26 protein-coding genes are annotated in these 22,414 nt (G+C 65.1%); 12 read left to right on the top strand and 14 right to left on the bottom strand.

All coding sequences use genetic code 11. From position 1 onward, the window contains the following. Nucleotides 1-5: 5 nt before the first annotated feature. The 4 genes from AC07M1_RS10460 to AC07M1_RS10475 all read left to right on the top strand — a co-directional run bounded on the left by AC07M1_RS10460 (nt 6) and on the right by AC07M1_RS10475 (nt 2,664). Nucleotides 6-770: an MBL fold metallo-hydrolase gene (locus tag AC07M1_RS10460; protein WP_495162479.1), complete on the top strand. Its 765-nt coding sequence runs from the start codon at nt 6-8 to the stop codon at nt 768-770. Next, nucleotides 767-1,384 (top strand): retropepsin-like aspartic protease family protein, encoded by a 618-nt coding sequence (locus AC07M1_RS10465; RefSeq protein WP_495162480.1) that lies wholly within the window; start codon nt 767-769, stop codon nt 1,382-1,384. Before AC07M1_RS10460 ends, AC07M1_RS10465 begins: the two co-directional genes overlap by 4 nt. Before the next feature lie 31 nt (nt 1,385-1,415). Continuing rightward, nucleotides 1,416-2,207, top strand: a complete 792-nt coding sequence (gene mazG, locus AC07M1_RS10470; RefSeq protein ID WP_495162481.1) for a nucleoside triphosphate pyrophosphohydrolase — start codon at nt 1,416-1,418, stop codon at nt 2,205-2,207. Between the two features lie 64 nt (nt 2,208-2,271). Beyond that, the gene (locus AC07M1_RS10475) at nt 2,272-2,664 is read left to right on the top strand and encodes a VOC family protein (RefSeq protein WP_495162482.1); all 393 of its coding nucleotides are present in this window, start codon (nt 2,272-2,274) and stop codon (nt 2,662-2,664) included. Nucleotides 2,665-2,707: 43 nt separating this feature from the next. On the opposite strand, the gene AC07M1_RS10480 is transcribed toward AC07M1_RS10475, so the two are convergent. The 11 genes from AC07M1_RS10480 to AC07M1_RS10530 all read right to left on the bottom strand — a co-directional run bounded on the left by AC07M1_RS10480 (nt 2,708) and on the right by AC07M1_RS10530 (nt 14,205). After that, nucleotides 2,708-3,052, bottom strand: coding sequence for a hypothetical protein (locus tag AC07M1_RS10480; RefSeq protein WP_495162483.1), 345 nt, complete (start codon nt 3,050-3,052; stop codon nt 2,708-2,710). 88 nt (nt 3,053-3,140) lie between these two features. Further along, a complete protein-coding gene (locus tag AC07M1_RS10485) occupies nt 3,141-3,791 on the bottom strand; it encodes a peptidylprolyl isomerase (RefSeq protein WP_495162484.1) in 651 nt (216 codons plus the stop codon). Beyond that, nucleotides 3,791-5,083 (bottom strand): GTPase HflX, encoded by a 1,293-nt coding sequence (gene hflX / locus AC07M1_RS10490; protein WP_495162485.1) that lies wholly within the window; start codon nt 5,081-5,083, stop codon nt 3,791-3,793. The genes AC07M1_RS10485 and hflX overlap by 1 nt, the downstream gene beginning before the upstream one ends. Nucleotides 5,084-5,103: 20 nt before the next feature. Further along, nucleotides 5,104-5,586, bottom strand: coding sequence for an RNA chaperone Hfq (gene hfq / locus AC07M1_RS10495; protein WP_495162486.1), 483 nt, complete (start codon nt 5,584-5,586; stop codon nt 5,104-5,106). A 168-nt stretch (nt 5,587-5,754) separates the two neighbouring features. Then, a complete protein-coding gene (gene ntrX / locus AC07M1_RS10500) occupies nt 5,755-7,131 on the bottom strand; it encodes a nitrogen assimilation response regulator NtrX (RefSeq protein WP_495162487.1) in 1,377 nt (458 codons plus the stop codon). Between the two features lie 5 nt (nt 7,132-7,136). Further along, nucleotides 7,137-9,395 carry a sensor histidine kinase gene (locus AC07M1_RS10505; protein WP_495162488.1) on the bottom strand — a complete coding sequence of 753 codons (2,259 nt, stop codon included), beginning with the start codon at nt 9,393-9,395 and terminating at the stop codon, nt 7,137-7,139. A gap of 60 nt (nt 9,396-9,455) precedes the next feature. Next, nucleotides 9,456-10,901, bottom strand: coding sequence for a nitrogen regulation protein NR(I) (gene ntrC / locus AC07M1_RS10510; RefSeq protein ID WP_495162489.1), 1,446 nt, complete (start codon nt 10,899-10,901; stop codon nt 9,456-9,458). Then, nucleotides 10,898-11,149, bottom strand: coding sequence for a CBU_0592 family membrane protein (locus AC07M1_RS10515; protein WP_495162490.1), 252 nt, complete (start codon nt 11,147-11,149; stop codon nt 10,898-10,900). The genes ntrC and AC07M1_RS10515 overlap by 4 nt, the downstream gene beginning before the upstream one ends. 2 nt (nt 11,150-11,151) lie before the next feature. Next, complete coding sequence (locus tag AC07M1_RS10520) at nt 11,152-12,264, bottom strand: two-component system sensor histidine kinase NtrB (protein WP_495162491.1); 1,113 nt, start codon at nt 12,262-12,264, stop codon at nt 11,152-11,154. Then, nucleotides 12,240-13,265 (bottom strand): tRNA dihydrouridine synthase DusB, encoded by a 1,026-nt coding sequence (gene dusB / locus AC07M1_RS10525; RefSeq protein WP_495162492.1) that lies wholly within the window; start codon nt 13,263-13,265, stop codon nt 12,240-12,242. Before dusB ends, AC07M1_RS10520 begins: the two co-directional genes overlap by 25 nt. A gap of 55 nt (nt 13,266-13,320) precedes the next feature. After that, nucleotides 13,321-14,205, bottom strand: coding sequence for a LysR family transcriptional regulator (locus tag AC07M1_RS10530; RefSeq protein ID WP_495162493.1), 885 nt, complete (start codon nt 14,203-14,205; stop codon nt 13,321-13,323). 135 nt (nt 14,206-14,340) lie between these two features. Here AC07M1_RS10530 and AC07M1_RS10535 point away from each other — a divergent pair, with 135 nt between their 5' ends. The 6 genes from AC07M1_RS10535 to AC07M1_RS10560 all read left to right on the top strand — a co-directional run bounded on the left by AC07M1_RS10535 (nt 14,341) and on the right by AC07M1_RS10560 (nt 19,101). After that, complete coding sequence (locus tag AC07M1_RS10535) at nt 14,341-15,540, top strand: MFS transporter (protein ID WP_495162494.1); 1,200 nt, start codon at nt 14,341-14,343, stop codon at nt 15,538-15,540. A 139-nt stretch (nt 15,541-15,679) separates the two neighbouring features. Beyond that, nucleotides 15,680-16,036, top strand: a complete 357-nt coding sequence (locus tag AC07M1_RS10540) for a VanZ family protein (RefSeq protein ID WP_495162495.1) — start codon at nt 15,680-15,682, stop codon at nt 16,034-16,036. Nucleotides 16,037-16,284: 248 nt separating this feature from the next. Beyond that, entirely contained in the window at nt 16,285-17,448 is a 1,164-nt protein-coding gene (locus AC07M1_RS10545) for a bifunctional 2-C-methyl-D-erythritol 4-phosphate cytidylyltransferase/2-C-methyl-D-erythritol 2,4-cyclodiphosphate synthase (RefSeq protein ID WP_495162496.1), read from the top strand. A gap of 89 nt (nt 17,449-17,537) precedes the next feature. Continuing rightward, nucleotides 17,538-17,999, top strand: a complete 462-nt coding sequence (locus AC07M1_RS10550) for a hypothetical protein (protein WP_495162497.1) — start codon at nt 17,538-17,540, stop codon at nt 17,997-17,999. Nucleotides 18,000-18,037: 38 nt separating this feature from the next. Beyond that, a complete protein-coding gene (locus tag AC07M1_RS10555) occupies nt 18,038-18,568 on the top strand; it encodes a hypothetical protein (protein WP_495162498.1) in 531 nt (176 codons plus the stop codon). Further along, a complete protein-coding gene (locus AC07M1_RS10560; protein ID WP_495162499.1) occupies nt 18,565-19,101 on the top strand; it encodes a CinA family protein in 537 nt (178 codons plus the stop codon). The genes AC07M1_RS10555 and AC07M1_RS10560 overlap by 4 nt, the downstream gene beginning before the upstream one ends. On the opposite strand, the gene AC07M1_RS10565 is transcribed toward AC07M1_RS10560, so the two are convergent. Further along, nucleotides 19,029-19,523, bottom strand: a complete 495-nt coding sequence (locus AC07M1_RS10565) for a type II toxin-antitoxin system RatA family toxin (RefSeq protein ID WP_495162500.1) — start codon at nt 19,521-19,523, stop codon at nt 19,029-19,031. The two genes, AC07M1_RS10560 and AC07M1_RS10565, sit on opposite strands and share 73 nt — an antisense overlap. Next, nucleotides 19,523-20,461, bottom strand: a complete 939-nt coding sequence (lipA, locus tag AC07M1_RS10570; protein ID WP_495162501.1) for a lipoyl synthase — start codon at nt 20,459-20,461, stop codon at nt 19,523-19,525. Before lipA ends, AC07M1_RS10565 begins: the two co-directional genes overlap by 1 nt. Nucleotides 20,462-20,526: 65 nt before the next feature. Here lipA and AC07M1_RS10575 point away from each other — a divergent pair, with 65 nt between their 5' ends. Further along, on the top strand, nt 20,527-21,156 hold the full coding sequence (locus AC07M1_RS10575; protein WP_495162502.1) for a carbonic anhydrase: 630 nt from the start codon (nt 20,527-20,529) through the stop codon (nt 21,154-21,156). Nucleotides 21,157-21,172: 16 nt separating this feature from the next. Further along, a complete protein-coding gene (locus AC07M1_RS10580) occupies nt 21,173-21,628 on the top strand; it encodes a hypothetical protein (protein ID WP_495162503.1) in 456 nt (151 codons plus the stop codon). Between the two features lie 3 nt (nt 21,629-21,631). Here the strand turns inward: AC07M1_RS10580 and AC07M1_RS10585 are convergent, their stop codons facing one another. Continuing rightward, nucleotides 21,632-22,408 (bottom strand): polyphosphate kinase 2 family protein, encoded by a 777-nt coding sequence (locus tag AC07M1_RS10585; RefSeq protein WP_495162504.1) that lies wholly within the window; start codon nt 22,406-22,408, stop codon nt 21,632-21,634. Between the last annotated feature and the right edge of the window lie 6 nt (nt 22,409-22,414).

Consider the following 22,414-nt stretch of genomic DNA (forward strand, 5'->3'; position numbering starts at 1 on the left):
GGCAAGTGAAGGTCCGTATCCTCGGCTCCGGCACCTCGTCGGGCGTGCCGCGGATCGGCAATGACTGGGGCGACTGCGATCCGGCCGAACCGCGCAACCGTCGCACCCGCGCCTCGATCCTGATCGAAAGCGCCACGACCCGAATCCTGGTCGACACCAGCCCCGACATGCGCGAACAACTGCTCGCTGCCGATATCGACGATGTCGACGCGGTGATCTGGACGCACGATCATGCCGATCACACCCATGGCATCGACGATCTGCGCCAGCTGATGCACGCGCGGGGTGAGCCGGTTCCGGGCTTCGCACCGCCCGCGACGCTTGCCGGCCTCGCTGCGCGCTTCCGCTATGTGTTCGAGGGCGGGGGACCCTATCGCGCCACCGCCACGATCGATCCGCTTGCGGACGGCACGATCATCGGCGACATCGTCGTCCGCACCGTGGATCAGCCGCACGGCGGAATCACTTCAGCCGGATTGCGCTTTGAGCATGATGGGAAGTCGATCGGCTATGCCACTGATTTCAATGAATTCACGCTTGAGATGGAGCATCTCTACACCGATCTCGACCTGTGGGTCGCCGATGCGCTGCGGCGTGAGCCGCATCCCACGCATCCGCATCTGGAACAGACGCTCGGCTGGGCGCGCAAATGCCGTTCGCCACGAACCGTCCTTGTGCATATGGACAAGACGATGGACTATAGGACGCTGCTTGCCGAACTGCCCGGGGGGGTAGAACCGGGCTATGACGGCATGGAGATCGTGGTTTGAGCGAAACGCAAATCCTACAGCTGGTTTCGCTGGTCGGCTTTCTGGTGCTGGTGCTGGGTTCGCTCAGCATCCGCCGGTTGCCGATCGGGTTCATTCTCAAGACCGTGATTGGCTGGGCGGTGATCGCTGGCGTGATCTATCTGCTCGTGATCAACCGTCACACCATCGCCGATCAGTTCAACACCATCGGCGCCAGGATCGGTATATCGGAGGCGCCACAGGTTGCTGAGGGTGACACGATCCGCATCCAGCTGTCGCCTGACGGTCATTTCTGGGCACGCGCGACGATCAACGGCGTCGAACGGCGGATGCTGATCGACAGCGGTGCGACAGTCAGCGCGATCAGTGAGGAAACCGCCAAGGTCGCAGGGATCGATTATGCGCGCGGCGCGCCGGTGAGCGTATCGACCGCTAACGGTACCGTCGAAGCGCGTCGGGCACGCGCCGAACGCGTCGAGGTCGGGCCGCTCGGTACCGACGATCTCACCGTGTTCGTTGCTTCGAACTTCGGCGATCTCGATGTGCTGGGCATGAACTTCCTGTCGCGGCTCAAATCCTGGCGGGTGGAAGGGAACGTGCTGATCCTTGAACCGCGCCCGAAAACCACAGTTTGATTTTACATAATGTATATTATCGGACTTTCGCATGAGTGACCGGGAAGTACCCCCCGCTATCGATATCGCCGCGATAGAACCCCCTGGGATTGAGCGGCTGATGGCGATCATGGCGCGGCTGCGGGATCCCGTCACTGGCTGCGAATGGGATACCGTCCAAACCTTTGCGACGATCGCGCCGTACACGATCGAGGAAGCGTATGAAGTCGCCGACGCGATCGAACGTCACGACATGGCCGATCTCAAGGACGAACTCGGCGACCTGCTGCTCCAGGTGATCTTCCACAGCCGCATGGCGCAGGAAGCCGGTGATTTCGACCTGTCCGACGTCATCGCCGGCATCTGCGCCAAGATGGAACGCCGCCATCCGCACATCTTCCTCGGCGCGGCCGAGGGCGGCCATCACCTGTGGGAACAAATCAAGGCCGAAGAGCGGGGAAGCAAGGGCACGACCGGCGCATTGGACGGCGTCGCGACCGGCCTCCCGGCCCTGCTTCGCGCTGAGAAGCTTCAGAAGCGCGCCGCGCGCACCGGCTTCGACTGGCCCGATCCCTCGGGCGCCCGCGCCAAGATCGATGAGGAACTGGCTGAGGTCGAGGCCGCCACGTCCGATGCGCACCGTGCCGAGGAGATCGGCGACCTGCTCTTCGCGATGGTCAATTGGTCGCGCAAGCTGGGCGTTGACCCGGAGGCTGCGTTACGCGCCGCCAACACCAAGTTCGAAACTCGCTTCCGCGCGATGGAGGCCGAAGCCGGCGAGGCATTCGCCACACTCGATCTCGATGCACAGGAAGCGCTCTGGCAGCAGGTCAAGCGCCGCTGATTTTTTGTTCTTGTTACGTTCCGCGCAGCGGGGTAGCCCTCCTCTCCTGCAGAGGAGAACTGAAATGTCGGCCTATGTCACGATTGGCGCCAATGATTCCGAAGCGTCGAACCGCTTCTACGACGCCGTGCTCGGCACGATCGGCTGGTCCAGCCATGTCGAATTTCCCGGCTGGCGCGCCTATTCCGAAGGCGGCAGGGGTGAAGGCTTCACGATCTGGATCGCCCGTCCCTTTGACGGTGGCATTGCTGATCAGGGCAACGGCTCGATGATCGGCCTGTTCGCGACCGACCGCGCCCAGGTCGATGCGTTTCACGCCGCGGCGCTCGACCATGGCGGGAGTGATGAAGGAGCGCCCGGGCTTCGCCCGCATTACGGGCCCAACTGGTACGCCGCCTATGTCCGCGATCCGGTGGGCAACAAGCTGGGCATGATCTGCCGGGCACCGATCGACTAGCGCGCTGGCTCCCCTCCCCGATCACGCGAAGATAGGGCTGCGATCAAGCGGCTTCGGTTGCGGCCTCCACCGCCATCAACGCGCCGGCATATTTCTCGGCCTCCCGCTCGAACAGCCTGCTGATCGTGAAGCCGCGCTCGGTCAGCGCCAGGTTCTTGAGGCCATCGATCTTGAACGTGCCGATCTTCTCTTCGCGTGGGATCACGAAATCGCGCGAGACGATCTGCGCATCGACGTACAGCGCATCGCCGCGCATGTAGAGGATATGCGGCGCCAGCACCATGCGCGTGCGGTTGTAGAAGGCGTTCAGGCACAGCTGCCTGACGATCCCTTCCAGCACGATCGGTGTCGGGTTGGCCGGTGATTCGGCTCCGTTAGCGGTATCCATGGCAACAATCTGGCGACTATGTTGCGTTGCAGCAAGTGGAGAATCGTCCAACTGGTTGGAAAATCCGTTATGCCCTTTGTCAGGCCCGCTATTTCTTCTGCCAGGGTAGCGTCACCAGCCAGGGTTTCGGTCCCCCGCTCGGCTTTGCGGTCCCGTCCATCCGTTGGGCGCGGATGATCTTCACCGGCTTCAGGATCATCTGGCCGCGCATCGCGCCCCTGCCCCCACCGCTCGGCATCGCGAGCATCCGGTGGACGACGTCCATCCCGCCGATCACCCTTCCGAACGCGGCGAACCCGGGCGTGTTGGAACGCGCATCCAGCGAGGGGTTATCCCCGACCATGATCGAAAAATTGCCGTTCGCCGAATTGGGGTCTGCCCCGTGCGCCATGGATATGGTGCCGTCGAGATGCCTGATCCCGGTACGGTTGGTCGGCTCCAACGGCAGCGCGGGAAGTATGCGGCGCGCGTCGGTGCCGATCCCGCCCTGGACAAAGCCGAGCTTCGGATCGCTGGTCCGGCGGGCAGTGCGGTAGAATTCGGTCCCCTCCAACCGCCCGTCATCGACATACAGCATGAAGTTCGCGACCGTTTTCGGCGCGCGCCTGGAATCGAGTGCCAGTGTGATAGTGCCTGCCGACGTGATCAGCCGGACCCGCACCGTCGTCGGCTCCGGCGGTGACGCGGCCGAAATGAGAGACAGGGCCGAGAACGCAAGAAAAATACGTCGGTTCAACATTATACGCCGCGAACCTCGAACCTCTCATAATCCTTGGGTGCCATGCGGACCTCATAGACGGCATCGTCGCCATCCATCCAGTGCTCGACGACGTCGCCATGCTGGTGCAGCCAGGCGGCACCCGCGCCGTCGCTTGGGTCGAGCCGGATCGTATAGCGCCGGTGCCCCTGGGTCAGCAGGCCGGAGACCTTGCCGATCAGCGTCTCGATCCCCTCCCCGCTCAGCGCCGACACCGCGACGACATCGTCGCGTTTACCCGCTTCGGCGAACAGATCGGCGCGCTGTTCCGCGTCGAGCAGGTCGAGCTTGTTCCAGACCTCGAACCGCGGAGTCGCGGGATCGACCCCGATTTCCTTCAGCACGGTCTCGACATCGTCCTTCTGCGCCTGCGTATCGGGATGCGCGATGTCGCGGACATGGATCAGCAGGTCAGCCGACACCACTTCTTCCAGCGTCGCCTTGAACGCGGCGACCAGCTGGGTGGGCAGCTCGGATACGAAGCCCACCGTATCCGACAGGATCGCCTTGTCGATGCCGGGCAGCGAAATCTGCCGCAGCGTCGGGTCGAGCGTCGCGAACAGCAGATTCTCCGCCATGACGTCAGCGCCGGTCAGGCGATTGAAAAGCGTCGACTTTCCGGCATTGGTATAGCCGACCAGCGCGATCACCGGCCACGGCGCGCGTTGGCGCCGGTCGCGATGGAGTCCGCGTGTGCGACTCACCGAATCCAGCTCGCGCTTCAGTCGTGCCATGCGGTCGCGGATCAGCCGGCGGTCGGCTTCGATCTGCGTCTCGCCGGGGCCACCCAGGAATCCGAAACCGCCGCGCTGACGCTCAAGGTGGGTCCAGCTGCGCACCAGCCGTCCCGCCTGATAGTCGAGATGCGCCAGTTCCACCTGCAGCCGACCTTCGGCCGTCCGCGCGCGTTCGCCGAAAATCTCGAGGATCAGCCCGGTGCGGTCGATCACCTTGCAGCCGAGCGCGGTCTCAAGATTGCGCTGCTGCACCGGCGTCAGCGATGCGTCGAACACCGCCAGGCCCAGTTCACTGTCGCGCACCGTCTCCGCGAGCGCCTCCACCTGGCCCGATCCGATCAGCGTGCCCGGCTTGGGCGCACGGATGCGCAACGCCACCCGCTCGACCACTTCGACGCCGATCGCGAGCGCGAGGCCCGCGGTTTCCTCCAGTCGAGCCTCGGCGTCGCGTGTGCTGCCGCCGAGGTCCGGATAGACCACCACGGCGCGTGCACCACGCGCGAACTCGTCGGAATCGCGATCGAAACCCGTACTCATAGGTTCAGGCGGTCCGCCCCTCAGCCTTCCTCGCCGTCATCGGCCAGATTCAGCGGATGCGCGGGCTGGATGGTCGAAACGGCATGCTTGTAGACCAGCTGGTAAACGCCATCGCGCTGCAACAGCATACAGAACAGGTCGAACGCGGCGATCCCGCCCTGCAGCATCACGCCATTGACCAGGAACATCGTGACGTTCTCGTGCTGGCGCTTGACCGCGTTCAGGAAAATTTCCTGCAGAACCGGGTTCTTTGAGGATGATTCCGGTACCGCGTCCACGATCGACGCGACATCGACCGCGCCCGACGGCATGATCGTCGAGATCGCGTGCTTGTAGATCAGCTGCGACTGGCCGTCGCGGCGCAGCAGCACGGAGAAATTGTCGAACCAGGTGACGATGCCTTGGAGCTTCACGCCCTTCACCAGGAACATCGTGACCGGGGTCTTGGATTTGCGGAGTGCGTTCAGGAACAGGTCCTGGAGCGAGGTCTGCTTGTCGGCCATATTGTGCGGCTTCCACTATTCTTGGCGGGATTTTTCCCGCGAGAGCGCCGTTTCCCGGCGTCGGAGACGCGCCACCCGCGGCGCGTAGCGGCAATGTAGGCGGTCGGTCGGGGAAGGTCCAGTGGCCCTCCCCGCCGTTGCAAGCCGCTTTTCGACGAACGTCGGGTCTTACTCTTCGCGTTCCTCGTGGATGCCCAGCAGCTTCAGCTTACGGTGCAGCGCCGATCGCTCCATCCCGATGAAATGCGCGGTGCGTGAGATATTTCCCGAGAAGCGGCGGATCTGGATGCGCAGATATTCCCGTTCGAACGTCTCGCGCGCTTCCTTGAGCGGTGCGCCCATCATCGCGGTCGCGCCGGCGCCATCGCCTTCGCCGCTGCGCCGGCCGAGCACATCGGCGGGCAGCATGTCGATGTCGATCCGGCCGATCCGGTCCCCCGGCGCAAGGATCACGGTCGCTTCGACCACGTTGCGCAGCTGGCGGACATTGCCCGGCCATTCATAGCTCTGCAGCGCGACCATCGCGTCAGGCGCGACCTCCGGGGTCGGTACGCGGCGCTCGGCGGCGTAATGCGCGACGAAATGTTCGACGAGCGGGGGGATGTCCTCACGCCGTTCGGTCAGCATCGGGATGGTCACGGGCACGACGTTGAGCCGGTAGAACAGGTCTTCGCGGAACCGACCCTCGGCGATCTCCACCATCAGATCGCGTCCGGTCGCGGAGACGACGCGCACATCGACCTTCACCTGGCGCTGCCCGCCGACACGGCTGAATTTCTGTTCGGTCAGCACGCGCAGGATCCGTCCCTGTGTCGCCATCGGCATATCGGCGATCTCGTCCAGGAACAGCGTCCCGCCATGCGCCTGCTCGAGCAGGCCGGGATGGACCAGGTCGCCGTCCTCGACGCCGAACAATTCCTCTTCCACACGCTCGGGTGTCATCCGCGCAGCGCTCACGATCACGAACGGACCGGCAACCCGGTTGCTCCATTCGTGAAGCAGGCGCGCGGCGACCTCTTTGCCGGTTCCTGGCCCACCGGTGATCATTACCCGGCTGCCGGTTGCCGCAACACGCTTCAACGTCGCGCGCACGCCGTTGATCGAACCCGAGGTGCCGGTCAGGTCGGTCTCGCGTCCCACGCTCGCGCGCAGCGACGCGACCTCGCGCCGCAGCCGCTCGGTTTCGGTCGCGCGTTCGACCAGCAGCAGCAGCCGCTCGGCCTCGAACGGCTTCTCGATGAAGTCGCTCGCGCCCCGCCGGATCGCCGCCACCGCAGTGTCGAGATTACCATGGCCGGAGATCACCAGAACCGGGATCGACGGATCGCGCCGCTTGATCTCGTCGAGCAGTTCCAGCCCGTCGAGCCGCGACCCCTGAAGCCATACGTCGAGCAGCACCAGGCTCGGCCGCCGCTCCGCGATCGCCTCCAGCGCAGAATCGCTGTCGGCGGCGCCGCGCGTCTCATAGCCCTCGTCCTCGAGCACGCCCGCGACCAGTTCGCGAATGTCGCGCTCGTCATCGACGACCAGAATGTCCAAGCTCATACGCTTTACCCGTTCTTTGTTCTGGTGAGGCCGACGGGCACCGTGCCGCCGGTTTCGTCACCGCCATCGTCGTCGCCGGTTCCCGCCATCCGCTCGAGCGTCGCGGTGTCGAAGCACAGAGTCACTCGCGTGCCGCCGCCGGGACGGTCGGCAAAGCTCATCGTTCCGAAATGCTCCTCGACGATCTTCTTCACGATCGCGAGGCCAAGGCCGGTGCCGCGGCTGCGCGTCGTCATGTACGGCTCGACGATGCGCTCGCGCTCGGCGGGCAGGCCGATGCCATTGTCGTCGACATCGATCAGCAACTGCCCCGGCTCGCCGTCCCGGATCGTCATCGTGACCTCGCCGCGCTCGCCTTCAGGACGCGTCTCGACTGCCTCGACCGCCTCTGTGGCGTTCTTGACCAGGTTGGTCAGCGCCTGGCCGAGCTGACGGCGGTCGCACACCAGCGCCGGCACCGGATCGGGATGCGTCATGGTGAAGCGGATCTCGGGCTTCGCCACCTCGTGCAGGAACATCGTCTGGCGCGCGATATCGAGCAGTGATTCCTCGCGGAACACCGGCTTGGGCATCCGCGCGAAGGACGAGAATTCATCGACCATCCGCCGCAGATCGCCCACCTGCCGCACGATCGTGTCGGTCAGCTTGGCGAAGGTGCCGTCCTCGGCATCCACCTGCTTGCCATATCGGCGCTGGAGTCGCTCGGCGGCGAGCTGGATCGGGGTCAACGGGTTCTTGATCTCATGCGCGATGCGCCGCGCCACGTCGGACCATGCCGCGCGCCGCTGGTCGAGCAGCTGCTGGGTGATGTCGTCGAACGTCAGCACCTGCCCGTCCTCGTCGCGGGTGATTTTCACCGCGAGCGTCCGCGCCTCGCCGCCGCTGGTAAGCTGGACGATATCCTCGCGCGCTTCCCCGTCGAGCAGATAGTCAAGCTCTGGCGCAGCATCGATCAGCAACCGCCCAACCGGCGCCTCGCCCGGATTGAGCAGCGCCATCGCCGAACTGTTGATCACGCGGATGCGCCGGTCCCCGTCGATCGAGACGACGCCCGCGGTCACGCCCGACATCACCGCCTCGATCAGCGCACGTCGGCTTTCCGACTCGGCGTTGGCGGTGACCAGCGCGTTGGTCTGCTCCTGCAGCCTATCGGTCATCCGATTGAACGCGGTGCCAAGGATGCCAAGTTCGTCATCCGCCTTGCGGTTCGGTACGCGCGTGGCCAGGTCGCCCTCGGCCACATCTCGCGCGGCCTTCACCAGATCGCCCACCGGGCGGACCAGCCGGTCGGCAATTTCGAGTGCGACCCAGACCGCGAGGCCAACGATCAGCAGCGAGAGGACCAGCAATGCGATGTTGAACTGCAGCTGGAGGCTGCGCGAGCGCTCGGTGAGCGAGGTATAGTCGCGGACCACCGATTCCGCACGACTTCTGCGCTCAAGCAGCACGGGGTCGACCACCCGCGCGACATAGAGATACAGATCCGCGGAACGTGGCAGGCGGACTAATGCACGTACGCGCCCTCCCACGTCCTCAACGACAGGGTCTTGCGCGCCGGCTTTGATCTGACGGACAGCTGCCGGATTGATCTGCTGCTCGATCAACGCCTCATATGGATTGAGGATGATAAGCGTCTGAAACTCGCCAGATGGCATTTCTCGTACGAGCGCTGCTTCGGACAGCTCACGCTGTTGAGTTTGAAATGCGAAGAACTGGGAAAAGCGCGGTGCGTCGATCTGCGTCTCGGAAAGCTCGCCGGCAACATCCAATGCCATTTTTGCTGCATTGAGCCCGACGCGGTCCTTGAGGTCATCGAAGCTTCCTGACGCAACGAGCGACGCATTCTCGAGCATCGATCGCGCTCGATCCGAATACCAGAACTCGACGCCATATTGGAACAGCAGCGATGCCACGATCGACACGAAGATCGTCGGCACGCTCGCCAGGATCGAGAAGATCGCCACCAGCCGTACGTGCAGCCGTGCACGGCCGCCGAGCGGCGATCGCGCCGCGCGCCGCATCGCGATCCGGCGGCCGACCAGCACGATCAGTGCAACGAGCGGAACCAGGTTCGCCACCAGCAGCAGCGCAACGAGTGGGGGGGTCAGCAGTCGTTGGGAGCCGGTATTGCCGCTGATCACCAGATAGGTGGTCAGCATCATCCCGACCGCGACGCCGAAGACCACCAGCTCCAGAATGGGCGTGAGCGTGAACCGCCGTGCGGTCGGCAAAGTGTCAGCAATCGGCTCGGCGACAGCGGTCATCGTTGCATGGCTACAACAGTGCCGTTGCTTTGGAAACACACTTCTTCAAACGGGCCGCCGCTAGGGCATATCATCCTGTCGCGAGCCGCCGACATCGATGCCCAACGTATCCAGCCGCTTGCGCAGCGTGTTGCGGTTGATCCCCAGTGCCCGCGCGGCGCGCAGCTGATTCTGGCCATGGCGCGCCAGCATCGCCTCGATCAGCGGGCGCTCGACCTCACCGATGATGCGATCATACAGCGTGCCGTCCTCAAGCACCTTGGGTTCCTCGATCGCGATGCGCTGAAGCCGAGCCAGTACCGCCGCCTCGATTCCCTCGTCCCGCGTCGCGGGCAGCATCGCCGCCGCCTCGCCGAGCATTGTCCGTACCGCCGCCGCGTCGATCCACTCGTCACGATGGAGCGCGGCCATGCGCCGCATCAGATTCTCCAGCTCGCGGACATTGCCGGGCCAATCATGTGCTTCCAGCGTCGCGATCGCGTCGTCGCCGATCGCCTTGCGCGGCAACCCGTCCTCGGCCGCGCGGTCGAGGAAGTGGCGCGCGAGCAGCTTGATGTCCTGACGCCGCTCACGCAGCGCGGGCAGCGCGATCGGCACGACGTTCAACCGATAGAACAGATCCTCGCGAAACTGGCCCGCCACCACCCGGCTCATCAGGTCCTTGTTGGTCGCGGCGACGATGCGCACATCGGCGCGGATCGCCCGACCGCCGCCGACCGTGGTGAACTCGCCCGACTGGAGCACGCGCAGCAGTCGCGTCTGCGCTTCCATCGGCATGTCGCCGATCTCGTCCAGGAACAGGGTCCCGCCCGAGGCTTGCTCGAACTTGCCCGCTACCCGTGCCGCGGCGCCGGTGAAGGCGCCCTTCTCATGCCCGAACAGCTCGGCCTCGATCAGCTCGCGTGGAATCGCCGCCATGTTGATCGCGACGAACGGCGCGCGTCGCCGTGATCCCAGGTCGTGGATCGCCTGTGCGACCAGTTCCTTGCCAGTGCCGCTCTCGCCGGTGACCAGCACCGTCAGTTCGTTGGAGACGACACGGGCGATCACGCGATACACGTCTTGCATCGCCGGCGATCGACCGATCAACGCCACGGCATGATCGTCGCTCGCCGCGACATCGTCGACCAGCCGCCGTCCCCGCGCCAGCGCGCTCGCCACCGTCGTCGTCAGCGCATCCAGGTCGAACGGCTTGGGCAGATAGTCGAACGCCCCCGCCTCCGTCGCGCGCACCGCAGTCGCCAGCGTGTTCTGCGCCGACAGCACGATGACGGGAAGGTCGGGATACTCGCCGGTCAGCGTCGCCACCAAATCCAGGCCATTGCCATCTGGCAGAACAACGTCGGTCACCACCACATCGGGCAGGACGCTGCGCATCTCGCGCTTGAGATCCCCCAGCGATGCCGTCGCCGTCACCTTGTGTCCAGCACGACGCAGCGCCTGCGTCACCACGGTGCGGATCGCGGCGTCATCGTCACAGATCAGGATGGAGCCCGTCACGCTCATGCGTCTTGCCGCTTTCGAAGAAGAACCCTGGCCAGCACATAGATGCCCACCCCGATCCAGATCACGTTGAGCGCCGCCGAGGGCAGCGCGCCGCGAACATAGGTGTTGACCAACATCCCCACCGCCCCGGCGACATTGAGCGTTTGATAGACCACGCTGTCGCCATCGAGCCGCTTGGTCGAAACCAGGCCATAGGCCGCGAGCACTAGCACCGCCCCCGCCCAGCCGACGATATCGACCCAGTCCATGGTCATCCGTCCGCTCGTGGCAGGTTGACGCGGAAGACGGTCATCTCGGGATCACCCGCCCGGGCATATTCGACCACCCCGCCCATATCGCGCACCAGCTTCTCGACCAGCGGAAGCCCCAGCCCCTTGCCCTCGGGCTTTCCGGACACGAACGGCTCGAACAGATGGCTGGCGATGTCGGCCGGCGCGCCTGGGCCGTTGTCGCTCACCGAAAATTCGATCGGCAGCCAGCGTCGTGGTTGGTCCGGGCCGGGGCGCATCGCGACGCCATGGCGATATTGGGTCACCAGCACGATCCGGGGATCGGGCGTGTCCTTGAGCGCCTCGGCGGCGTTCTTGAGCAGGTTCATCGCCACCTGCAGGAACGCATCCTTGTCCATCATCACCGGCGGCAATGAGGGGTCGAACCGTTCCTCGATGATGATCCCGCGCGCGAACCCCGCCTGCGCCACGCGCCGCGCATGATCGAGCAGCGGGTAGATATTGTGCGGCGCCAGCTTGGGCGGGCGCGTGTCGGTGAAGTCCTGCATCCGGTCGATCAGCGCCGCGATGCGGTCGACCTCGTCGGTGATCAATTTGGTCAGTTCCGCTCGGCCCTCACCGCCATCGGAGCCGTCATCGTCCGCCAGCAACTGCGCCGCGCCACGGATACCCGACAGCGGGTTCTTGATCTCATGCGCCAGCATCGCCGCCGCGCCCACCGCCGCCCGCGCGCCCGCGCTGCGGTCCGCCCCGACGGAAAGCCGCCGCGACGTCGGGGCCTGATGCAGCGTCACGATCCGCCAGCCGGGATGCTCGGCGATCGGCTGTTCGACGAAGTCGACCCGGGTACGCGGACTGCGGGTCGGCTCGATCTCGACGTCGAACGCGGCAAAGCCATGTCCGTCGCGCCGCCCCAGATAGCCGTCGGGCGGCGTGACGATGCGGTCGAGCCGCTGCCCCAGCATCGCCTTCTCGCTATGATTGAGCAGATGCTCGCACGCCATGTTGGCGCGAACCACCCGGTCTTGCGGGTCGAGCACCAATGCGGCCACCGGAAGCCCGCCGAAGATCTCGGTCAGGTCGGGTTCGCCGGCTTGCGGCGGCGGCCTCAGGCCGCTTCTTGGGGGCGCCATAGCTCGTGCAGAGGCTTGCCGCGGAACTGCGCGTAGAATTCGTCGAGCATCGCCAGCACCTTCGCGGCACTGGCTTCCTGGTTCACCGTGTTGCGGAACTCGGCCGATCCGTGCAGCCCCTTGGTGTACCAGCCGATATGCTTGCGCATCAGATTGACGCCGGTCATCTCGCCATAATGGTCGAGCATCGTCGCGTAATGCTCTGCGATTAGGGCATATTGTTCGTCGATGCTGGGGTCTTCCCGCTCACCCTGCCCCGTCAACGCATCCATCACCTGCCGCAGCAGCCACGGCCGGCCATAGGCACCGCGCCCGATCATCACCCCGTCCGCGCCCGACTGCTCCAGCGCCCTGCGCGCGTCGGCGGGCGAACAGATGTCGCCATTGACGATCACCGGGATCGACACCGCGTCCTTGACCTTGCGCACGAACGCCCAGTCAGCGCTGCCCTTGTACATCTGGTTGCGCGTGCGGCCGTGCACGGTGATCATCTGCGCACCGATTTCCTGCGCCACGCGCGCCAGCTCGGGCGCGTTGAGGCTGTCATGGCACCAGCCCATGCGCATCTTGACCGTCACCGGCACCTTCACCGCCTTGACGCACGCCTCGATCAACTGCGCGGCCAGCTCGGGCACGCGCATCAGCGCCGATCCAGCGTCGCCATTGGTGACCTTGCGCACCGGGCAGCCCATGTTGATGTCGATGATCGCCGCGCCGCGATCCTCGTTGAGCTTCGCCGCCTCGCCCATTTCATAGGGGGTGCAGCCGACCAGCTGCATCGACACCGGTTCCTCGATCGGATCCCATGCCGCCTTCTGGATCGACTGGCGCGTCTCGCGGATCGCCGCCTGGCTCGCGATCATCTCGGTGACGTTGAGCCCCGATCCATAGCGGCGCACGAGCCGGCGGAACGGCAGATCGGTGACCCCCGTCATCGGCGCGAGCAGCACCGGCGTCTCGACCGTCACTGGGCCGATCTGGATAGGCTTCAACATCGTCATCAGTGCCTGAAAAATAGGCAGCGGCCTCTACAGGTGCAACCGCGTTGATGCAAGCTCAGCGCGGCAACAGGTTCGGCGCGAAGTCGACGAATGCGCGCAGCTTGGGCGACGCATGCCGGCTGCTCGGCCACATCACGCACACCTTGGTGCGTTTCTCCAGATAGTCGTCGAGCACGCTGACCAGCGTCCCGCGCTTCAACTGCTCCGTCACCGAGATGTCGGGAACGCAGGCAATGCCCAGGCCAAGCTCGGCAAGACCGATCTGCGCCTCCAATGCGTTGGTGACCAGGCTGACGTTCATCTCGAACGGCACCGGCTCGCCGTCCTGCGCGAGCGGCCATTGATCGAGCCTGCCGCTTGAGGTGTAGCGATAGACGAGCGCGGGATGCCGGATCAGGTCGGCGGGCGTTTCCGGCGTCCCCGCCTCGCGGAAATAGTCCGGCGACCCCACGATCATCCGCCGGAAATGGCCGAGCGTCCGCGTCATCAACCGGGAATCGTCATGTTCGCCGGTGCGGATCACCGCGTCGAACCCCTCCCCGATCACATCGACCACGCGGTCGTTGGCATCCAGCTCCAGCTCGATATCGGGATAGCGGCGCTTGAACACGGCGAGCTGCGGCATCGGCACCATGCTCATCGACGGCACGCTGACCCGCAGCCTGCCCTGCGGCACCGCCTGGCCTTGCGTTACCTCCAGCTGCGCCGCTTCGAACTCGCACAGGATGCGCCTAGCGCGCTCGAGGAAGATCGCGCCTTCCTGCGTCAGCGTGATGCTCCGCGTCGACCGGTGGAACAGCCGTACGCCCAGTTGATCTTCCAGTCGCGCCACCGCCTTGCTGATCGCGGACGCTGACGTGCCCAGCCTCCGGCCGGCCTCGGTAAAGCCCTCCGCATCGACCGCCTGCACGAAGGCGTGAAGCGCTCCCAGACTGTCCATGACAGCTCCTTTATGCCCGACAAAATGGCCAAAGTGTTTTGCACTATGGCCTATTTTTCGCTCATCCGGAACGCCCTATTTCCCCCGCCGAGCTGATTGCTGCTCTGCAACATGTTTCAACAAGGGGTTCCGATCATGACAAGCGCAACGATTGCGATACCAGACAGCCCGGCGCAGGCCCGGTTGCCGCTAAGTGGCCTGCTGGCGCTTGCCATGGCCGCCTTCATCACCCTCCTGACCGAGATCCTCCCCTCGGGTCTGCTCCCGCAAATGGCCGCCAGCCTCGACAAGTCAGAGGCCCTGATCGGCCAGCTCGTCACCGTCTATGCCGTCGGCTCACTGCTGACGGCCATCCCGCTGACGATCCTGACCCAGAACTGGCGGCGGCGAACCTTGCTGCTGCTCGCGATCGGCGGGTTCGCGGTGGTCAACACCGTGACGGCGATCTCCGACAATTATGTCATCACGCTGATCGCCCGCTTCTTCGCCGGGGTCAGCGCCGGCCTGCTTTGGGCGCTGGCGGCGGGCTACGCCGCGCGCATGGTGCCTGAGCATCTTCAGGGCCGCGCGATCGCCGTCGCGATGGTCGGCGCGCCGCTTGCACTGTCGCTCGGTATCCCGGCGGGCACCTTCATGGGCACGATGATCGGCTGGCGCTGGACCTTCGGCATCATGAGCGCGCTGACGGTGGTGCTGGTCTTCTGGGTGCTGGCCAAGGTGCCCGACTTCCCAGGCCAGAAGCAGGGTCAGGCGTTCTCGCTCAAGTCGGTGCTGACCATCCCGGGCATCCGGCCGGTGCTGTTCGTCATCTTCGCCTATGTCTTCGCCCACAACATCCTCTACACCTATATCGCCCCGTTCCTGGCTCAGGCCGGGATCACCGATCGGGTGGATACGGTGCTGCTGGTGTTCGGCGTCGCCTCGCTCGCCAGCATCTGGGTCACCGGCGTGCTGATCGACCGCTGGCTGCGCGAACTGGTCCTGGTCAGCATCGTGCTGTTCGCCTTGTCGGCGGTGGCGCTGGGTATCGCGGGCACCGTCCCGGCGGTGGTCTATACCTCGGCGGCGATCTGGGGCCTGGCCTTTGGCGGCGCGGCGACCCTGTTCCAGACCGCATCGGCCAAGACCGCGGGCGAAGCGGCCGATGTCGCCCAATCGATGCTGGTCACCACCTGGAACCTCGCGGTCGCGGGCGGCGGCATTGCCGGCGGACTGCTTCTGGAGGGCGTCGGCGTCGGAGCCTTCCCGATCGCGGTGCTCGCCCTGCTCGCCGCAACCCTGTTGGTCGCCGCGGCGGCCCGCAGCCACGGCTTCCCGGCGGCGACGCGCGGTTAGTTGAGATCACGCAACCCTTTCGAGCGCGGCCCAGCCCCATGGGGCCGCGCTCTTCTTATCCATTCCAGCCGCTCCTGCGTGTGGCTCGAACCACCTCTCCCTACTTGGCATGGCGCACTATCCGCCCTAGGCGGCCCGAATGTTGAGTAACTCGCGTTTGTTCGCCGCCGTGTTCTGGGCGGCCCTTGCCTTCGCTGTGTTCATGGCCACCCGGCCCCAGCCGCCTGCACTTCTCGTTCAGACGAACGACAAAATTCAACACATCCTTGCCTTTGCGGTGCTGACGGCGCTCGCGCGATTTGGCTTTCCCCGGCTGCACTGGGCGCTGATCCTAGGCGGACTGGTACTTGCCGGAGGGGCCATCGAACTGTTGCAGGTGATTCCCGCCCTTGGACGAGAAGCCAGTTGGGCCGACTTCGGAGCGGATGCCGCTTCGATCGCGGTCGTTCTCTTTGTGACCGAGCCCATGCGCAGAGCGCTGGCAAGGTCGACATAATACTCCGCACAGGACGCCCGAACCATTCCGTGCCGGGCCTAACAACTTTCCTACAGGCGCCCGCCCCGCTAGGCAGGCTTGATGCGATCCGCTGCAGTTCCTGTTCTTGCCGTCGCCGGAGTAGCCGTTGTGGCGCCTGAGCGTCGCGCACCCGGCGCCTTGTCGCGCAAACCGGTCGCGTCAGTGTCGCGTGGGCGTCGCGCAACTGTCGCGTCGCTGTCGCGTCCCCGTCGCGTTGCAGGCGCGTCATGACCGTTGCCACGATCATCGTCGCCGCCGGAAAGGGCGTCCGCGCGGGTGGAAATATTCCCAAGCAGTTCGCAAATCTTTGCGGAAAACCAATGCTTATGCATAGTGTTATCGCGCTATCTTCTCACTCAGCGATAACCGAAGTCACGCTTGTGATCGGTCAAGGCCAAGAGGATGACGCCCGTGAAAAACTGGGCGATTCTGTCAACTGTGTAAATCGGGTGACAGGCGGCGCCGAACGCCGTGACTCGGTTCGCGCCGGGCTCGACTCGCTCGTGGGCAGGGGCGTGACCCGCGTCTTGATCCACGACGCCGCCCGCCCCTTCCTTCCCACCACCGTCATCGACGCCCTGCTCGCGGCGCTCGACCACGCTCCCGGTGCCGTCCCCGCTCTCCCCGTCGCCGATACGCTGGCGAAGGGTGGCACCATCCTCGGTGACAACGTTCCGCGCGCCGGCCTCAACCGCATCCAGACGCCACAGGCCTTCCACTTCGACGCCATCCTCGCCGCGCACCACGCCTGGCCGGACGGCGAAGAAGCGACCGACGACGCCCAGATGCTCCGCCGCATGGGTCACGACGTCATGCTGGTGCCCGGAGATCCGATGCTCGAAAAGATCACTCACCCCGCCGATTTCGTCGCTGCCGAGGCGCGCCATGCCGCCAGCCTGATTTCCCGCAGCGCGATGGGCTTCGATGTCCACCGGCTTGAGGCGGGGCAGGAACTCTGGCTCGGCGGCGTACTGATCCCGCATGATAAGGGGCTGTCGGGACATAGCGATGCCGATGTTGCGCTCCATGCGATCACCGACGCGCTGCTCGGCACGATCGGCGCCGGCGATATCGGCATGCACTTCCCGCCCAGCGACCCCAAATGGCGCGGCGCGGCCTCGGCCCAGTTCCTCGAGCATGCCGCCGGACTGGTGCGCGAACAGGGCGGGATCATCGATTTCGTCGACCTGACTTTGATCTGCGAGGCGCCTAAGATCGGCCCGCACCGGGAGGCGATCCGCGCCCGCGTCGCTGCGATCTTGCGGCTCGATTCCGGAGCGGTCAGTGTCAAGGCGACGACGACGGAACGGCTCGGTTTCGCCGGCCGGGGGGAAGGCATCGCCGCACAGGCCATCGCGACCGTGCGGCTCGCTGGGGGAGCAAGGGGATGAGGAAGAATCGCGCTTTCTTTGTTGCGGCTGCATCGCTCGCGCTAAGCGCCAATGCAGTGCAAGCCGCGCAGAATACCGAGGCCGCGTGCATGACCGAGGCAGAGGTTGAAGCAGTCCTTCTTCTCGTCCTGCCCGATATCGTTCGAGGGATCGCCGAAACGTGCAAACCTGTCCTGCCCGCCAACGCCTATCTGCTGACAAAGGGTGAAGGGCTGGCCGGCAAGTTCGAAGCGGAGGCAGAGGCCACCAAGCCCGCCATGCTGGCCGCGGTCGGCAAGATGATCGGGGTCAAGGGTAAGGACTTGCCGCTCGACGCCATGGCGACGGTCATGAAGGCGGTGGTCGGTCCGAAGCTCAGCCAGGATCTCAAGACGAAGGACTGCCCGAACATCGATCGCATGTTCGGGTATCTTGATCCGATGCCGGTCCGCAACGTTTCGGGGCTGTTCACGACCATTCTCGATATGACCGCAAGTGACACCCGGCGGCAGAGGACGGCGGCGAAGCCCCGCTCGGCCTTTCCAAACATCTGCAAGCCGGCGGAAGGCTAGAAGCGCTGCGCTGCCGCGTGTGAAAATGGAGTTTGGTTATGCGTATCCCCCGTTCTGCCGCCACGGCCCTGCTCTGGGCCGGTCTTGCCGCCTCGTCGGCGGCATCGGCCCAATCCGCCCGCCCCTGCCTCACCGGCAACGAGGCGGAGGCGCTGTTCCAGGTGATGCTGCCCGATGTGATCCGCGAGATGGGGCGGGTCTGCGCGGCCCTGCCCGCCAACGCCTTCCTGCGACAGCCCAGTGCTGGCTTCATGGCGCGGATCGATGCCGGGGTGGCGCCGGCCATGCCTTCGGCGCAGGCGGGGATCCGCAAGCTCCTGGGGCCGGATGCGGGGTTTATCGCCGATTCGCAGTTCGCGATTCCTGCAGTCCGCGCGATCATCGGGCCGGCCATCGCGCAGACCGTGAAGCCCGCCGATTGCGGCGGCCTCGACAAGATCGTCACCAACCTCGCGCCCCTTCCGCCGCGTAATCTGGCGGCTGTGTTCGCGGGGCTGCTCCAGCTTAGTCAGAACGACGAAAAGCGCGCGCCAAGGCTGCCGATATGCCCTATGGGCCGCCCGCGATGAATGAAGTGATTCTCCCCAAGGCGCTGGTTGAGGCCGCGCGCAAGGTCGTCGACGCGAACCGCGTCGCGGGCCGCAAGGTCGCGATTGCCGAGAGCTGCACCGGCGGCCTCGTCTCCGCCGCGATCACCGAGATTCCTGGCTCGTCCGACGTGATGAGTGCCGGTTTCGTCACCTATTCGAACGAGGCCAAGATGGCGCAGCTGCGCGTCAGCCGCGACGTGCTGGAGACGTTCGGCGCGGTCTCGATCGCGACGGCCTGGAGCATGGCGCAGGGCGCGCTGGAAGCGAGCGACGCCGATGTCGCGGTGGCGATCACCGGCATCGCGGGTCCGGGCGGTGGAAGCGACAAGAAGCCGGTCGGCCATGTCGTCTTCGCCCGCGCGGAGAAGGGGGCCAGTCCCGATGTGGTGGTGGCCGATACCCGCGAGTTCGGCGATATCGGCCGGGGCGGCGTGCGGCTTCAGGCGGCGCTGTGCGCGCTCGAACTGCTGCTGCCCGGCGAGCCCGCGGTGCCGGCCGACGAGTCGCCGTAAAGCGCCGCGGCGCGCTGTTCGAACGCGTTGATCATCATCCGCAGCGCGCGGTCGAACACCTGCCCCGCCAGCATCTCGAACATCCGGCTCTTGAAGGTGAAATCGACCTCGAAATCGATCAGCACCCCGCCCTGCCCGTCAGACCGGAACTTCCAGTCATTGTGCAGGTGCTTCAGCGGCCCTTCGAGATAGTCGACCCGGATATGCTCCGGCCGCTGCTTGCTCACCCGGCTGCTGAACGTCTCGCGCAGCCCCTTGAAGCCGACGATCAGGTCCGCGACCATTTCGGTCTCGCTGTTCGAACGCACCCGCACCGCGCTGACCCAGGGCAGGAACTCGCCATAGCGGCCAACATCGGCCACCAGATCGAACATCTGCTCCGGCGAATAGGGCAGCCGCCGGGTCTCGCTGTGCCGCGGCATCAGGCGGTGACCGCCGCCTTCGCCAGCTTGGCGGCCCGTGCGTCGCGCATTTTCGCGAAGTCGTCGCCGGCATGATAGCTCGACCGGGTCAACGGGGAGGACGCGACCAGCAGGAAGCCCTTGGCGCGAGCGATCGCGGCATAGGCGTCGAACGCCGCAGGGGTCACGAAATCCTGCACCTTGGCGTGGCGAGGCGTGGGCTGGAGATACTGGCCCATCGTCAGGAAATCGATGTCCGCGCTGCGCATGTCGTCCATCACCTGGTGGACCTCCAGCCGCTCTTCGCCCAGGCCGAGCATCACGCCCGACTTGGTGAAGATCGACGGATCGAGCTTCTTGACCGTCTCCAGCAGCCGGATCGAGGCATAGTAGCGTGCACCCGGGCGGATCGTCGGATAAAGCCTCGGCACCGTCTCGAGATTGTGGTTGTAGACGTCAGGCCGCGCCGCGACGATCATCTCGATCGCCTGCTCGTGCTTGTTACGGAAATCCGGCGTCAGGATCTCGATCGTCGTCGTCGGGCTGGCCTTGCGGATCGCCTCGATCACCTTGACGAACTGCTTCGCACCGCCATCGGGCAGGTCATCGCGATCGACCGATGTGATGACGATGTGCTCGAGGCCCATCTGCACCGCAGCGTCGGCGACGTTGTTCGGTTCCATCGGATCGACGGCACGCGGCATGCCGGTCTTGACGTTGCAGAAGGCGCAGGCGCGGGTGCAGGTATCGCCCAGGATCATCACCGTCGCGTGCTTCTTGCTCCAGCACTCGCCGATATTCGGGCAGGCGGCTTCCTCGCAAACCGTCGTCAGGCTTTTCGAGCGCATCAGTGCGCGCGTGGCGGCAAATCCGGCGGAGGTCGGCGCTTTCACGCGGATCCAATCAGGCTTGCGCTGACGTTCCGGACGGGCTTCGGGGATCGGTGCCATTTCGCTCATCGCGCGCAGATAGCGATCCCGAACGCAGCTTGCCAGCCCCTACGGCCTGCGCCAATGAAGCGCGCATGACTCACTTCACCGATCTCGTCGATGGCTACCGCCGCTTCCGTACTTCGGACTACCGCCGCCAGCATGAGCGTTGGGTCCAGCTTGCGGAGGCACAGTCGCCCAAGGTGATGGTGATCGCCTGTTCCGACAGCCGCGTGGAACCGGCGCAGATTTTCGACACGCTGCCCGGTGAGATCTTCGTAGTGCGCAACGTCGCCAATCTGGTTCCCCCATTCGAGAATGACGGTGGCCGGCATGGCGTCTCGGCGGCGCTCGAATTCGCGGTCACCAAGCTCAATGTTGAAGAAGTGGTGGTGATGGGCCACGGCATGTGCGGCGGCGCCCATGCCGCGCTGACGGAAATGTTTCAGGATGCCGAGCCGGGTGACGGCGGCTTCGTCCATGCCTGGGTCAGCCTGCTCGACAAGGCCCGTGAACGGGTGAAGGCGAAGTATGGCGATGGGCCGGAAGCGTCGCGCGAGATGGAACTCGAGACGGTCCGGACCTCGATCGCCAATCTGCGAACATTCCCCTTCATTCCCGAACGCGAGGCGGATGGCCGTTTGACGATCCATGGCGCCTATTTCGCGATTCGCGACGGCGTGCTGCATGTCATGGACGAGAATGGGGATTTCGCCCCGGCCTGAACAACGGAGTTCGATGATGCCGGTACTGGCTCTGCTTCTTCTGGCAACCGTGCTTCCAGCCGCCGGACAGAATGTGCCGCGGCTCGTGCGGCCGATCGAATTTCCTGACGACGGATCGTTGCCGGACGACGCGACGACCGGGCAGCTTACGGTCGCGGTCTATGATCGCCTCCAGATCAACCAAGGCGAAGCCTATCGGACAATGGGCGATGCGTTCGTCTGCCGCTCGGGAAATGCCAGGATCTTGGCACATGCCGCACGCGAAGCGGCAGGCCACCTTTCCGGCGATCAGCGCGCCGGGTTGAAGGCGGGCGACTGGGCGGTCCTGACCGCCGTTGCGATCAACGCGATCGGCGCGCTCGACGGGATCGATCCAGCCCTCATACGCGCGGATGAGGCGGTCGGACCGGGCGTCTACAACCCGTCGATCACCATCACCGCCTATACGATCCGACGCTGCCGCTTTTACTGAAGCTCACTCCTTCGCCAGCGCTGCCCGCGCCGCCTTCTCGAATTCGGGATCGATCGGTGGTGGAGTCATCGGCACCCTTGCCTCGAGCTGATCGGCGATCGTGGTGAGCGCGGCGATACGCCCGGCCTTGCGGCTGTTGCCGTCGATCACCGTCCAGGGCGCCTGTTTCGTGCTGGTCTTGGCGAACATGTCCTCGATCGCCTCCAGATATTCGGCGCGCTTCGCCCGGTTGCGATAGTCATCGGGTCCGGTCTTCCAGCGTTTCCAGGGATCGTCGAGCCGTTCGGCCAGTTCCTTGTCCTGCTTTTCCTGGGTGATGTGGACGAACAGCTTCACCATCGTCGCCCCCGCATCGATCTGCTGCGTCTCGAAATCGTTGATCTCGTCATAGCCGCGCTTCCACTCGGCCTTGCTCGCATAGCCCTCGACCCGCTCGACCAACACGCGTCCGTACCAGCTACGGTCGAAAATCGCGATGTGCCCCTTCCCCGGCAGCTGCGTCCAGAAACGCCACAGGAAATGATGCGCCAGTTCGTCCTGGCTCGGCGCGCTGATCGGCATCACCTTGAAGAATCGGGGGTCCCATCGTGCTTTCACACGCTTGATGATGCCGCCCTTCCCTGCCGCGTCCCATCCTTCGAGCACTAGGATCGCCGGTCGTTTGTGGACGATATGCGCAACCTGGATGCGCTCCAGCCGCGCCTGCACATCGGCAAGCGCCTTGTCATAATCCCCGGCGAACTTGTCGCCGCGCTCATAGTCGTTGAGGTCAATTTTCATGACGGA

The sequence above is a fragment of the Sphingomonas sp. GW821-FHT10C01 genome, assembly GCF_059415525.1.